We start from the raw sequence: 14,280 nt of genomic DNA on the forward strand, positions 1-14,280 counted from the left end.
TCCTCGATGATTTCATTGAACGGAATACGGTAGCCGCCATTGTCGTCCGGCCGAAATTCCACGGGCATCCGGGTGTGCACGGGATTGACGCGTGCATTTCTCGGCCCGGTCACCCTTCACCCATCGGAACGATTTGCGCGCGATACACCAATCCGTTCCGTTCAACGGAATTTTTCTGAAATTCATCCCGTTCAGCAGAATTCGAAATTGACGCTCCGAAATATGGCTGGCTAGAGTCCGCGTCATTGGCGCACCGGCTACGCGGTGTGCGAACCCGGAGCTCCTCATGTCGTTTCTCACGCTTACGGATCTGACGAAAACCTTCGGCGAGCTCACCGCCGTCGCCGACGTCAACCTGTCGGTCGAACAAGGCGAATTCGTGTCGCTGCTCGGGCCGTCGGGCTGCGGCAAGACCACCACGCTGCAGATGATCGCCGGCTTCGTCGACGTCACGCGTGGCCGCATCGCGCTCGACGGGCAGGACATCACGCACCTGAAGCCGAACCGCCGCGGGCTCGGCATCGTGTTCCAGAGTTATGCGCTGTTTCCGCACATGAGCGTCGCGGAAAACGTCGGCTTCGGCCTCGACATGCGCGGCGTCGACAAGGCCGAGCGCGCGGAACGCATCCGCGCGGCGCTCGCGCTCGTGCGCCTCGATACGCTCGCGCACCGCTTTCCGCGCGAGCTGTCGGGCGGCCAGCGGCAGCGCGTCGCGATCGCGCGCGCGGTCGTGATCGAGCCGCCGGTGCTGCTGCTCGACGAACCGATGTCGAACCTCGACGCGAAGCTGCGCGAGGACATGCAGTTCGAACTGCGCGCGATCCAGCGCAAGATCGGCACGACGACGATCATGGTCACGCACGATCAATCGGAAGCGCTGTCGATCAGCGATCGCGTGGTCGTGATGGAAGCCGGCCGCGTCACGCAGATCGACACGCCGTACCAGGCCTACGAGCGCCCGGAAAACCGCTTCGTGTCGCAGTTCATCGGCAAGGCGAACCTGCTGCCGGGCACCGTCGTCGCGCACGACGGCGACGCGATCCGCATCGACCTCGGTCACGATCTCGCCGAGACCGGGCGCACTGCGCACCTGCCGCCGCGCGAGCGCGACATGCGCGTCGGCGACGCGGTGTCGGTCTGCATCCGTCCCGAGAAGCTGCGGCTGTGCGCGCCCGATGCGGGCCGCTTCGCCGCGACCGTCACGAGCCGCTTCTTCCTCGGCAGCCAGTGGCTGTACCGCGTCGACAGCGCGCTCGGCGAAGTGCTCGTGTGCTGCCAGAACGAAGGCGCGGAGCCGCTCGCGGAAGGCGCGCCGGTCGGCATCGACTGGCACAGCGACGCGGTGCGCGTGATGCGCCGGGAGGCCTGAATGCGACAGCCTTCCCGCCCGCTGCCCACCGACGGCGCGACGGCCGGCCTCGCGCGGGCCGTCGCGCCTGATGCCGTGCCGGCACGCGCCGCCACCGGACGCGTGCTGCGCGCAACCTGGCGCGCGCATGCGCCGCTGTGGCTGATGTGCGCGCCCGCGTTCGTGCTGTTCGCCGCGCTCGTGCTCGTGCCGCTCGCGATGACGTTCGTGCTGACGTTCTACCGCTACGACCCGGCCACCGGGCCGATCGCCGCGCTCCAGTTCGGCAACTACGCGGAAGTGCTCGGCTCGTCGTACTTCCACACGATCTTCGCGCGCACGTTCGGCATCGCCGCGTTGACGACCGCGATCTGCGTCGCGATCGGCACACCGGAAGCGTACGTGCTGTCGAAGATGCGCGACCCGTGGCGCTCGCTGTTCCTGCTCGCGATCCTCGCGCCGCTGCTCGTGTCGGTCGTCGTGCGCGCGTTCGGCTGGAGCATGCTGCTGAACACGAGCGGGCTCGTGAACCAGGCGCTCGGGCTCGCCGGCCTCGGGCCGTACAAGCTCGAATACACGACCTTCGCGATCGTGATCGCGCTGGTGCACGTGATGTTGCCGTTCATGGTGATTCCGGTGTGGACCGCGCTGCAGCGGCTCGATCCGCAGACCGAGCACGCGGCGCTGTCGCTCGGCGCGTCGCCGTTCACGACGCTGCGCCGCATCGTGCTGCCGCAGCTCATGCCGGGCGTGCTGTCGGGCAGCCTGATGGTGTTCGGGCTGTCGGCGAGCGCGTTCGCGATTCCCGGCCTGCTCGGCGGACGCCGGCTGAAGGTCGCGGCCACGGCCGTCTACGACGAATTCCTCGGCTCGCTGAACTGGCCGCTCGGCGCGACGATCGCGGTGCTGCTGCTGGTCGCGAACCTCGTCGTGATGCTCACCTACTACCGCGTGCTCGAACGCCGCTACGCGCGCAGCCTCGGAGGCGCATCCCGATGAGAAAGAACGGCCCCTTCGCCCTCGCGTTCCACACGCTCGTGATGCTGTTCGTGCTCGCGCCGCTCGCGATCGTCGTGCTGGTCGCGTTCACGCCCGACGAAACGCTGACGCTGCCGACCCACGGGCTGTCGCTGCGCTGGTTCCGCGCGATCCTCGACTATCCCGACTTCGTCACCGCGTTCTTCAACAGCCTGAAGCTCGCGTTCGCGTCGGCGACGCTGTCGCTCGCGATCGCGTTGCCGGCAGGACTTGCCATCGGCCGTGCGGCGTTTCCCGGCCGCGCGTTCCTGAACGGCCTGCTGCTGTCGCCGCTGGTGATCCCCGGCCTCGTGCTCGGCATCGCGCTGCTGCGCTTCTTCGCGCTGATCGGCGCGACCGGCTCGTTCGCGTGGCTCGTGCTCGCGCACATGATCGTCATCACGCCGTTCGTGATGCGGCTCGTGCTCGCGTCGGTCGCGGGCCTCGACCGCAGCATCGAGCAGGCCGCGTGCTCGCTCGGCGCGGACCCGTGGACGACGTTCCGCCGCATCACGCTGCCGATGATCGTGCCCGGCATCACGGGCGGCTGGCTGCTGGCGTTCATCAACAGCTTCGACGAGCTGACGATGTCGATCTTCGTCACGTCGCCGCAGACGGTCACGCTGCCCGTGCGCATGTACATGTACGCGACCGAATCGATCGACCCGATGATGGCGTCGGTGTCGGCGCTCGTCATCTTCATCACCGCCGGCGCGATGCTGCTGCTCGATCGCGTGTACGGCCTGAACCGCATCCTGATCGGTCAACACTGATGTCGACTCCCGTTTCCCGTTCCCCTAGCGACCCGGCCGACGGCGCGCAGTTCGTGCGCGTTGCCGAGCGCGAGCGCGCCGCCGTTGCGTTCACGCTCGACGGCCGCCCCGCGCAGGCGCTCGCCGGCGACACCGTGCTCACCGCGATCCTCGTCGCGCAGCGCCGCGTGCGCATCAGCGAATTCAGCGGCCAGCCGCGCGCGGGCTTCTGCCTGATCGGCGCGTGCCAGGACTGCTGGGTGCGCACCGAGGCCGGCGCGCGCGTACGCGCATGCTCGACGCCGATCGTCGAAGGCATGCGGATTCTCACCGCCGTTCAACCGGCCGCGACCGGAGACACGCAATGAGCGATGCATTGCAACCGGTGATCGTCGGCGCGGGGCCGGCCGGCGTGCGCGCGGCCGAGGCGCTGGTCGACGCGGGGCTGCGCCCCGTCGTGATCGACGAGAACGCACGCTGGGGCGGGCAGATTTATCGTCAACCGCCGGCCGACGGCGGCTTCGCGCGCGGCAAGCGCACGCTGTACGGATTCGAAGCCGCGAAAGCCGACGCCGTGCACCGGACGATGGCCGCGCTTCTGCCTCACGTCGACTACCGGCCGAACACGCTCGCGTGGGCATGCGGCGCGGGCCGCGTCGATACGCTGCAGGACGGCCGCGAAATTACCGTGCCGTTCTCGCACCTGATCGTCGCGAGCGGCGCGACCGACCGCATGCTGCCCGTGCCCGGCTGGACGCTCGCGGGTGTCTATACGCCCGGCGGCGCGCAGGTCGCGCTGAAGGCGCAGGGCTGCGCGATCGGCCGGCGCATCGTGTTCGCGGGCACGGGGCCGCTGCTTTATCTCGTCGCATATCAGTATGCAACGGCTGGCGCGCAGGTCGCGGCCGTACTCGACACGAGCCCGCTGCGCCGCCAGGCTGCCGCCACTCCCGCGCTGCTGCGCATGCCGTCGACCTTCGCGAAGGGGCTCTATTACATCGGCTGGCTGCGCGCGCATGGCGTCGCGATCGAAACGGGCGTCACGCTCGAACGCGTGCTCGGCGAACACCATGTGACGGGGCTCGCGTGGCGCGCGGCCGGTGACGATGCGCAGCCGCGCGTGCTCGACTGCGATGCACTCGGCCTCGGCTTCGGCCTGCGTTCGGAAACGCAGCTCGCCGATCTCGCCGGCTGCCGGTTCGGTTTCGATCCGGTCAACCGCGCATGGCTGCCCGAGCGCGACGCGGCCGGCCGCACATCGGTGCACGGCATTTACGTCGCGGGCGATGGCGCGGGTATCGCGGGCGCCGACGCGGCCGAAGCGTCGGGCCGGCGCGCGGCGCTCGCGTTGCTTGACGATGCGGGCATCGCGTCGCCATCGCCATCCCCGTCCGCCAAACCCGATGCGGCGACACTCGAACGCACGCTCGCGCGCATCGGCGCGTTCCGTGCGGGCCTCGAAGCGGCATTCGCGCCGCCTGTCGAGCAGATCGCACACTGCCCCGACGACACGATCGTATGCCGCTGCGAGGAGATCGACGCGGGCACGCTGCGCCGCTGCATCCGTGGTGGCGCGGCGACCGAACTCAACCGGCTGAAAGCGCTGACGCGCGTCGGGATGGGCCGCTGCCAGGGTCGCATGTGCGGCGACGCGGCGGCGCTCGTGCTGGCCGCCGAAACCGGCCGCCCGCTCGCCGACGTCGGCCGGTTGCGCGCGCAACCGCCGGTGAAGCCGTTCCCGATCTCGGCCGCGCTCGCGGGCGACGACGTCGCGGCGATTCCCGACGAGGCGCGCGATGAGTGATGCCCGTCATTACGACGTCGCGATCGTCGGCGGCGGCCTTGTCGGCGCATCGGCCGCGCTTGCGCTGACGCGGCGCGGCCTGCGCGTCGGGCTGTTCGAGCGGCGCGACTGCGGTGCGCAGGCAAGCGGCGTGAACTACGGCGGCGTGCGCTGCCAGGGTCGGCCCGCCGAGCAATTGCCGCTCGCGCTGCGCGCACGGCGCATCTGGGATCGCCTGCCCGAGCTGATCGGCATCGACGGCGAATTCGTCGTGTCGGGGCACTTGCGGCTCGCGCGCAGCGACGCCGATCTCGACGCGCTCGATGCGTATGCCGCGCTTGCCGGCGAGCACGGCCTGCCGCTGCAGGTGATGCGCGGCGATGCATTCCGCCGTCGTTATCCGTGGCTCGGCCGCGCGGCGCTCGGCGGCTCGCTGTGCGAGACCGACGGCCATGCGAACCCGCGCGTCGTGTCGCCCGCGTTCGCGCGCGCGGCCCGCGCGGCGGGTGCGGACGTGTTCGAGCACACACCGGTCGACGACGTCCGGCACGACGGCACGCGCTTCCACTTTCAAGCGGGTGGCCGCGCATGCACCGCGACGTGGCTGATCAATTCAGCCGGCGCGTGGGCGAACACGATCGCCGAACGCTTCGGCGAAGCCGTGCCGATGGAGCCGATCTACCCGAACATGTGGGTGACCGAACCGCTGCCGCCGTTCATCACGCACAACCTCGGCGTGTACGGCGGCGGCGTCTACGCGCGGCAGGTCGCGCGCGGCAACTGCGTGATCGGCGGCGGGCGCGGCCGTGGCGACGGCGAATTCGGCCAGCCGTCGGTCGATACGACGCACGCGGTGATGCGCGACGCGTGCGCGCTGCTGCCCGCGCTGCGCGACGCGCTGCTGATCCGCACGTGGAGCGGCGTCGAAGGCTGCACGCCCGACCACAACCCGATCATCGGCGCGAGCCGCACGACGCCGAACCTGCTGCATGCGTTCGGTTTCTCCGGCGGCGGTTTCCTGCTCGCGCCCGGTGTCGGCGACGTGCTCGCCGATCTCGTCACGACCGGCGAAACCGCCACGCCACTCGATGCATTCTCGATCGGCCGCTTCTTCCGCCAAGCCGCGCCGACCGCCCCTTTCCCCCAAGAGGAGACCTCTCGATGAAACTGCTCGGTACGATCGCGGCCGCAGCCGCACTCTGCATCGCGGGCGCCAGCGCACCCGCGTTCGCGCAAACGAAGACGATCTACATCGGCATGAACGGCGGGCCGATGGAAAAGGCCTATACGAGCCAGGTGCTGCCCGACTTCGAGAAAGCGAACAACGTGAAGGTCGTCGTCGTGCCCGGCACGTCGTCGGACGTGCTCGCGAAGCTGCTCGCGAACCGCAACAAGCCGCAGATCCACGTCGCGTTCCTCGACGACGGCGTGATGGCGCGCGCGGTCAGCCTCGGCGTGTGCCAGAAGCTCGACGATTCGCCGGTGCTGAAGGAGCTGTACCCGTTCGCGCGGATGAAGGACGACGTCGGCGCGGGCGTGCAGCTCGGGATGACCGGCATCGCGTACAACAAGAAGCTGTTCGCGGAGAAAGGCTGGGCGCCGCCGACGTCGTGGATGGATTTCGCCGATCCGAAATACAAGGGCAAGGTCGTGTTCCAGTCGGCGTCGAGCAGCACGTTCGGGCTGCACGGCTTCCTCGCGATCAACCGGCTGCTCGGCGGCAGCGAGCAGAACGTCGAACCCGGCTTCAGCAAGTGGGCGAGCACGGTCGGGCCGAACGTCGTCGAATACATCCCGAACTCGGCGAAGATCTCCGAGATGGTGCAGACCGGCGAAGCCGGCCTGTTCCCGCTGACGCCGACCGGCGTCGGCGACCTGCAGGACAAGGGCATTCCCGTCGCGTATGCGAACCCGAAGGAAGGCCCGGTGCTGCTGCTCGTCGACCTGTGCGTGGTCGCGAACAATCCCGATCCGCAGCTTGCGCAGAAGCTTGCGCAGTTCCTGCTGTCCGCGCCCGCGCAGACGAAGGCCGCCGAGGCCGGCAAGCAGATCCCGACCAACCGTCTCGCGAAGATGCCCGCCGCGATGCAGCAGAGCCTCGGCAATGTCGACGACCTGGTGCGCAAGGTGACGGTGGTCGACTGGGCCGCAATCAACGCGCGCCGCGCGCAATGGGATACGCGCTGGAACCGGCAGATCGAGCGGTAACGGCATGCCGGGCGCGCGGGCACGGCCGCGCGCCGCATGACCATCATTTGCGGGAGTGATGACACTCCCCTTTTTCTGCGGATTTGACCGGGAAGGCGGTGCCGACAACACTAGCCCGCAGTGCTGCACAGACGGCACGCGCCCGCCTCCCCCTTCAGAGTCCGCCATGTACCCGACCGACACCGTGCAGTCCCCGAGCGCCGCCCGGCCGCTCGCCGACCGGCAGCTTCGCCGGATCGTCATCGCCTCCGTCGCCGGCAACGCGATGGAGTGGTACGACTTTTTCGTGTACGGCACGGCCGCGGCGCTCGTGTTCGGCCACGTGTTCTTCCCGCCCGGCGCGTCGCCGCTCGCGGGCAGCCTCGCCGCGTTCGCGGCGTTCGCACTCGGCTTCGTCGCGCGGCCGCTCGGCGGGATCGTGTTCGGCCACGTCGGCGATCGCTACGGGCGCAAGGCGTCGCTCGTATGGACGCTGCTGATCATGGGCGCGTCGACCTTCGCGATCGGCCTGCTGCCGACCTACGCGCAGGTCGGCCTGTGGGCGCCGGCCGCGCTCGTCGTGCTGCGCCTGCTGCAAGGCATCGCGTCCGGCGGCGAATGGGGCGGCGGCGTGCTGATGATCAGCGAGAACGCGCCGCCCGAGCAGCGAGGCTATTACGCGGCGTGGAGCCAGCTCGGCGTGGGCGGCGGCTTCGTGCTGTCGTCGGCCGCGTTTCTCGCCGCGCAGGCGCTGCCGGACGACGCGTTCCGCACGTGGGGCTGGCGGCTGCCGTTCCTCGCGAGCATCGCCATCTTCGCGATCGGCATCTATATCCGCCGCCATCTGCCGGAAAGCCGCGACTTCGAGCAGGCGGGCAAGCGCGGCGCGCACACGCATCTGCCGATCGTCGAATGCATCCGCCGCCACCCGAAGGAAATCCTGCTCGCGATGGGGCTGCGCGTGGCCGAGAACGGCGGTGCGTATATCTTCCTCGCGTTCTCGCTCGTCTACGGCAAGTACGTCGGCATCCCGAACGGCGTGATGCTGACCGGCGTGATGATCGCGATGATCGTCGAGATGGGCGCAATGCTCGCGTGGGGCCGGCTGTCCGACCGGATCGGCCGCAAGCCCGTGTACCTGATCGGCGCGCTGAGCCTCGTCGCGTGCGCGTTTCCGTTCTTCTGGCTGCTCGACACGCGCGCGACGCCGCTCGTTTGGCTCGCGCTGACGATCGGCACGGCCGTGAGCCACGGCGCGATGATCGGCACGCTGCCCGCGCTCGTCGGCGAGCTGTTCAGCACCGAGGTACGCTACTCGGGCGTCGCGCTCGGGCACGAAGTCGCATCGATCTTCGCGGGCGGGATGTCGCCGCTGATCGCGACTGCGCTCCTTGCGCGCTATCACGCGTCGTGGCCGGTGTCGCTGTTCCTCGTCGCGCTCGGCCTCGTTACCGTCGCGACGCTGTGCTTGATGCGCGAAACGCGGATCGTGGGGGCCGCTCCCGCTGCACCAGCCAGCGACACGGCGTGACCATCATGCTTCGTTCCGCGCAAGCGGACCAGTCCGCACCGGCGGGCGGCAAACACGGCGGCGGCCCGCACGCCCGTTCCCGGCGCGTGCCACCGCTCGCGCCCGCCGCCCCGACGCGCCGCCTAGTTGCCGCCCTCCCGCCGCGCACCGTCGAACGCCGACGCGAGCCCAAGGTGATCGAGCAACCGCGCGAATTCGCCGAGCCGCTGCCGCATGTACGCGGGCACGTCCACGTTCGCATAGTCGTGGAACCCCAAGCCCGTGCGCACGCCGTCGCGCCCGGCCTCCATGTTGCGCACGACGCTCGCGGCCGGCGCGAAGCGCGGGCCGATCTCGCCGGCCAGGTACTTCGACGCGTAGTACAGGATGTCGCAGCCGCCCCAGTCGATGAATTCGAGCAGCCCGAGTACCGCGAAGCGCGGGCCGAAGCCGGTGCGGATCGCAGTGTCGATGTCCTCGGCGCTCGCGACGCCTTCCTCGGCCATCCGCGCGGCCTCGTTCATCGCGAGCGCCTGGATGCGCGGCACGATATAGCCGGGCGCCGGCCCGCAGATCACCGGCTTCTTGCCGACGCGTTCGAGCAGCGCGGCGAGCCGGTCGACCACCACCTGATCCGTCGCGTCGCTGCGGCTGATCTCGACAAGCGGCATCAGCAGCGCGGGGTTCAGCCAGTGCGCGTTCAGCATCCGTGCAGGATGCGCGACATGGCGCTGCAACTCGGTGACGACGAACGTCGACGTCGTCGACGCGATCGTTGCATGCGCATCGACATGCTCGCCGAGCCAGCGCAGCGCGTCGGCCTTCGCGTCGAGCACTTCGGGCAGCGCCTCGAACACGATATCCGCGCGACGCACCGCATCTGCCGCATCGTCCCGCGCGACGAGCGCGATGCGTGCGACGACCACATCGGCCTGCGCGACATCGATGCGGCCGAGCGCGACCTGCGCGTGCAGCGGCCGCCCGATCTCGTCGTGCGTGCGAGCCTCGAACGCGCGCCATCCGGCCGCGTCGCGCGGCTTGAAGTCGACCAGCGTCACGTCGAGGCCCGCGAACGCGAACACGAGCGCGATCCCCTGCCCCATGCGTCCTGCGCCGAGCACATGCACACGCGTCACATCGGCGGCCGCGCTCATGCCGCGTACCCCGCGTCGAGCAACGCACGCATCGCGTCGGTCGACAACGCCGCGAGCCCGAGCCGCTCCAGCGTGCGACCTTCCGCATACAGGTCGCGCACTGCGACCGCGCTCGCGATGCTCAGCAGCCCCTGCGCGACGGGCGTCGGCACGCCGGCCCGGCGCCCGCACGACACGATGAAGGACAGCCCGAGCCGGGTGTCCTCGAGCATGTAGCGATGCGTGCGCAGATCGATCTTCTCGCGCCAGTCGCCGCTATCGGTCAGCTTGCCGTGCGCGCCGCGCCCGTACATCCATTCGTCGCCTTCGGCCGCGTAATGATCCGCGAGCGGGAAATGCGGCGCACGGTAGCCGAGCGCTTCGCGCACCGCGATGCGTTCGGCGTCGAGCGCGTTCGTTACGCGACGGATCGCCGGCTGCGTGCCTTCGTTGTGGATGTCCCACGCGTCGAAGTGTTCGAGCGGCCCGGCGTTCATCAGGATCAGCGGCGGATGGATCACGGGGCCCGCGTTCATCAGCGCGCCGGACAACGCGTCCTCGACCGGCTCGACCGACGGATAACCCGCGCGCAGCACGTCGAACGCCCAGCCGGCCGCGTTCGCGGGGAACACGCCGGTCGGCAGCCGCGTCGCATACGCGCTGATCACGACCTCGTTGTCGCCGTGCTTGCGCACGAGGTACGGCAGCGTTCCCGTCTCGGCGAACGCAACGCGCGAACGGTTGCCGGCGTCGGCCGCCGCACGCGCGAACACCAAGCTGCCGAACGTGCCGGGCGGCAGGAACACGACCTGGCCGTCCTCGAGCAGCGGCGCGACCTGCGCGGCGAGCGCGTCGTGCGACGTGGCCGGCAGCGGCACCACGACGAGCCTGGCGCCGCGCAGCGCGGCTGCGAGATCGTCGGTCAGGCGGATCTCGCCCGGCGCATCGCCGAGCGGCACTTGCCGCTTGCCGCGATAGTCGGTCACGTTCAACGTGCCGAGTTCGCGCAGCCGCGCGTGCGGCTCGCGATCGCGCCGCCACCACGTCACGTCGTGCCCCTTCTCGAGCAGGTCGATGGCCGCCGCATGGCAGCCGTGGCCACCGCCCAGTACACATACCTTCATCGTCGTCTCCGGTTGATCGAGTGTTTCCGAGACTACGCGGCCGTCCCCGCCGCGTCGCTTCAAAACGCGCAACGGCACGCCCGTTCGCGCAACGCAATCGCGGCGCGGCGCAAGAAGCCGCGCCCACGCATCCGCTACGAGGCCCATGAATGGACATTGCCCTTTCCCGCCATGCGCCGAACCGGCTCGGCACGCTGCAGGCGCCCGACGAAGTCGAACGCGCGGTCGCGCACCGGCTCGGGCCGCACCGGATGGCCGCGCGCGGCCGCGATCCGTTTCGCGCGGAGCTGTACGAAGTGCCGCTGCATCACGGCGCGCTGCTCGAACTCTGCTATGGCCGCGAAACGCGCATCGACTTCGGCGGCGACGCCGATCACTTCCTGTTCAGGCTGACGCTCGCCGGTGCGTGCGAGCTGCTGGCCGGCAGCGCCGTCGCGTGCGCCGGCCCCGGCGAACTGACCGTGTCGTCGCCCGCGCTCGCGAGCCGATTGAGCACGAGCCCCGATTGCCGCAACCTCGTGCTGCGGCTCGAACGCGGCGCGCTGGAACGCAAGCTGCAGGACATGCTGCAGGCGACGCTCACGCGGCCGCTGCAGTTCGAACTCGCGGCCGGCGGCGCGGGCGCGGGCGCCGCGCTCGTGCTGCCGACGTTCGAATACCTGTGCCGGCTCGGCGCGCAACCGGGCATCGGCACGGCCGCGACAACCTTCGGTGCCGACCTCACCGCGTGGCTGATGTCGCTGCTGCTCACGCACCTGCCGCACTCGCACAGCGACGCGCTCGCACGCGGCACGCCGCCGCTGCCCGCGCTTGTGCGCCGCGCGTGCGACCACGTCGACGCGCATCTCGGCGAACCGCTCGCGCTCGCCGCGCTGGCGGCCGTCGCCGGCGTCGCGCCGCGCACGCTGCAGCACGCATTCCGCGCGTTCCTGCACACCACGCCGGCCGCATATGTGCGCGAACGTCGGCTCGCCGCCGTGCACGCGGCGCTGCAACGCGGCGACGCGCGCAGCGTGACCGACGTGCTGATCGCGCACGGCATCCATGGCTTCGGTCATTTCGCGAAGGCGTATGCGCGGCGTTACGGCCAAGCGCCTTCCGTCACCGCGAGGAAACCACGATGACGCATCCCGCAACCGGCCGCCCCGCGGCCCCGGTTCGCGCCGACCCCGTGCCGCACGACGCCGACGCACCCGACGGCCTGCGCGTGCAGGATCTCGATCTCAACCTGCTGAAGACGTTTCGTGCGGTCTACGAGGAGCGGCACGTCGGCCGCGCGGCGCTGCGGCTCGGCGTCACGCAGCCGTCCGTCAGCTACGCGCTCGGCCGGCTGCGGCTGATGTTTCGCGACGCGCTGTTCGTGCGCACCGGCACCGGCGTCGAGCCGACGCCGCGCGCGCAGCGGCTCGCGCTATCGGTCGACAAGGCGCTCGCGATCCTGCAGGACGTGCTCGACGAAGGCTCGCGCTTCACGCCCGACAGCACGCAGCGCGTGTTCCGCCTGCACATGAGCGATTTCGCGGCGAGCGCGTTCCTGCCGACGCTGCTCGCTGCGTTCGACCAGCGTGCACCGGGCGCCGTGATCGAGACGCTGCACGTCGACGAATGCCAGTTGAACGTCGCGCTCGAATCGGGGCGCATCGATTTCGCGCTCGGGCATTTCGCCGACGCGTCGAGCCACTTCCAGCGCGCCGCGCTGCTGCACGAGCGCTGCGTGCTGCTGATGCCGCGCCGCACCGCGCAGCGCGTCGTTTTGCCCGACGATTTCGTGCTCGACGGCGCGGCGCCCGACGCATTGCGCTTCGTCGCGGTCACGTCGCATCCGCAGTCGATGCAATTGCTCGAACGGCACGGGCTGATGCCGCGCGTGCGCGCGGCGCTGCCCGATTTCATGGTGGTGCCCGCGCTGCTGCAGGACGGCGATTACGCACTGATCCTGCCGGAGACGATCGCGATCACGTTCGCGGCGCGGCAGCCGTGCGCGCTGTACGAAATCGCCGGCGCCGGTGAATGGGCCGTCAACGCGTACTGGCACCGGCGCTTCGATGCGGACCCCGGCCACCGCTGGCTGCGCGCATTGCTGCTCGAACTGTTCAATATCGGCCAGCAGGCGCCGTTCGACGCATGGCTCGCGCCGCAGCCGCCGGCCTGCGCATGACGACGCATGCAGGCGCAGGCCGGCGCGGGCCGGCCAGGTCGCGGCGATCAGAACGACGTGAGGATGCCCGCGACGATCGAGCTGGCGGTCGCGCCCGGCTTCGCAACCGCGACGCCGCCGCCCGCCGCGCCGTTGACGACGAAGCGCGCGTGCGCACCGTTGCGCACCATCGCGGCGCCCGTGTACAGCACCGTGCGCTTCGACAGCGGATAGTCGAAACGGATGCCGTACGAATCGGCATTGCCTTCGCTGTCCGCGACCTTCCGATAATGGCCGACGCTCAGCAGCAGCGACGCGCGCCCGATCGGCACCGTCGCGCTCAGTTCGATGATGTCGCTGTGCGGATACGCGCTCTGGCTGTCGATCGCGGTCGCGACATCGGGCCCGCCGCGATGGCGCAGGTACAGCGCGGCGACCTTCACGACGTTGAAGTCGTACGAAATCGCGCCGACCGTGTAGTTGCCGTTCGCGGCCGGGCTCGTATCGCCGAGCTTGGACGCGGCAACCGGGCTGAACTTCTGCTGCATGTAGTCGACGTCGACCGACAGCCCGCCGCGCACGTAGTTGACGCCCGCGCCGTACGTATCGCCCAGCGTCGCCGGCTGCCCGGCCGCGCCGTTCGTGCCGCGCGCGGCCATCGCGCGCAGCATGAAGCCCGCATAGCGCGGCGACGTGTAGCGCATCGAGTTGCGCACGCGCAGAAACGCAGGCCCGACGAAGTTGTTCGTCGCGTTGCCCCATGCGAGCCCCGCGCCGAGGCCGGGCAGGCTGTACGTGACGAGCGTCGTGTGCACGATCGTGTAGAGCTCGCCGAACTGCACGCCGCCGAACGGCCCCGTGATGCCGACCCACGCTTCGCGGCCGAACAGCGCGCTGCTGTTCGACAGCGCGCCGCTCGCTGCGTTGAAACCGTCCTCGAGCTTGAAGATCGTCGCGTAACCGCCGCCGAGATCCTCGACGCCCTTCAGCCCCCACTGCGTCGCGAACAGGTTGCCGCTGCCCATGCGCGTCACGTGGTTCGGCCCGGCGTTCGCGTATTCGATCGCGGTGTCGACGCGGCCGTAGAGCGTCACGCTCGATTGCGCGAATGCAGGCAGCGCGATGCACGCGAGCAGCGCGGCAAGCGGCACGGCAAGCCGGTCGGCCCGCCCGTTCGGATGGTTCATTTTCGTCGTCCCGTAGAAATGCCGGCGCCGGTCGGCATCGCGCCGCATGGTGTGAAGCGCGTTCGCCGCAAGCGGCCAACGCAGCCAATGAAAAACGGGCCG

The 14,280-nt window shown here is 70.1% G+C and carries 13 protein-coding genes; 10 read left to right on the top strand and 3 right to left on the bottom strand.

The window, feature by feature from the left end:
* Positions 1-286 precede the first annotated feature (286 nt).
* From ABD05_RS18535 to ABD05_RS18570, 8 genes are all read left to right on the top strand, one after another.
* Positions 287-1,369 carry an ABC transporter ATP-binding protein gene (locus ABD05_RS18535; RefSeq protein WP_047901618.1) on the top strand — a complete coding sequence of 361 codons (1,083 nt, stop codon included), beginning with the start codon at positions 287-289 and terminating at the stop codon, positions 1,367-1,369.
* A complete protein-coding gene (locus ABD05_RS18540) occupies positions 1,370-2,347 on the top strand; it encodes an ABC transporter permease (RefSeq protein ID WP_047901619.1) in 978 nt (325 codons plus the stop codon).
* Entirely contained in the window at positions 2,344-3,138 is a 795-nt protein-coding gene (locus ABD05_RS18545; protein WP_047901620.1) for an ABC transporter permease, read from the top strand. Before ABD05_RS18540 ends, ABD05_RS18545 begins: the two co-directional genes overlap by 4 nt.
* A complete protein-coding gene (locus tag ABD05_RS18550) occupies positions 3,138-3,485 on the top strand; it encodes a (2Fe-2S)-binding protein (RefSeq protein WP_047901621.1) in 348 nt (115 codons plus the stop codon). Before ABD05_RS18545 ends, ABD05_RS18550 begins: the two co-directional genes overlap by 1 nt.
* Entirely contained in the window at positions 3,482-4,921 is a 1,440-nt protein-coding gene (locus ABD05_RS18555) for an FAD/NAD(P)-dependent oxidoreductase (RefSeq protein ID WP_047901622.1), read from the top strand. Before ABD05_RS18550 ends, ABD05_RS18555 begins: the two co-directional genes overlap by 4 nt.
* Positions 4,914-6,065, top strand: coding sequence for an NAD(P)/FAD-dependent oxidoreductase (locus ABD05_RS18560; protein ID WP_047901623.1), 1,152 nt, complete (start codon positions 4,914-4,916; stop codon positions 6,063-6,065). The genes ABD05_RS18555 and ABD05_RS18560 overlap by 8 nt, the downstream gene beginning before the upstream one ends.
* Entirely contained in the window at positions 6,062-7,108 is a 1,047-nt protein-coding gene (locus ABD05_RS18565; protein ID WP_047901624.1) for an ABC transporter substrate-binding protein, read from the top strand. The genes ABD05_RS18560 and ABD05_RS18565 overlap by 4 nt, the downstream gene beginning before the upstream one ends.
* Before the next feature lie 166 nt (positions 7,109-7,274).
* Positions 7,275-8,618, top strand: a complete 1,344-nt coding sequence (locus tag ABD05_RS18570; RefSeq protein ID WP_047901625.1) for an MFS transporter — start codon at positions 7,275-7,277, stop codon at positions 8,616-8,618.
* Between the two features lie 122 nt (positions 8,619-8,740).
* Here ABD05_RS18570 and ABD05_RS18575 read toward each other — a convergent pair whose 3' ends face one another.
* Entirely contained in the window at positions 8,741-9,751 is a 1,011-nt protein-coding gene (locus ABD05_RS18575; protein ID WP_047901626.1) for a 3-hydroxybutyryl-CoA dehydrogenase, read from the bottom strand.
* Complete coding sequence (locus ABD05_RS18580; RefSeq protein WP_047903637.1) at positions 9,748-10,854, bottom strand: NAD/NADP-dependent octopine/nopaline dehydrogenase family protein; 1,107 nt, start codon at positions 10,852-10,854, stop codon at positions 9,748-9,750. Before ABD05_RS18580 ends, ABD05_RS18575 begins: the two co-directional genes overlap by 4 nt.
* Positions 10,855-11,003: 149 nt before the next feature.
* Between ABD05_RS18580 and ABD05_RS18585 the strand changes: the two genes are divergently transcribed.
* On the top strand, positions 11,004-11,978 hold the full coding sequence (locus ABD05_RS18585; protein ID WP_047901627.1) for an AraC family transcriptional regulator: 975 nt from the start codon (positions 11,004-11,006) through the stop codon (positions 11,976-11,978).
* Entirely contained in the window at positions 11,975-13,012 is a 1,038-nt protein-coding gene (locus ABD05_RS18590) for a LysR family transcriptional regulator (RefSeq protein ID WP_047901628.1), read from the top strand. The genes ABD05_RS18585 and ABD05_RS18590 overlap by 4 nt, the downstream gene beginning before the upstream one ends.
* A gap of 47 nt (positions 13,013-13,059) precedes the next feature.
* Here ABD05_RS18590 and ABD05_RS18595 read toward each other — a convergent pair whose 3' ends face one another.
* Positions 13,060-14,178, bottom strand: a complete 1,119-nt coding sequence (locus ABD05_RS18595) for a porin (protein WP_047903638.1) — start codon at positions 14,176-14,178, stop codon at positions 13,060-13,062.
* Between the last annotated feature and the right edge of the window lie 102 nt (positions 14,179-14,280).

Origin of the sequence: Burkholderia pyrrocinia (assembly GCF_001028665.1) — a bacterium.
Lineage (GTDB): Bacteria > Pseudomonadota > Gammaproteobacteria > Burkholderiales > Burkholderiaceae > Burkholderia > Burkholderia pyrrocinia.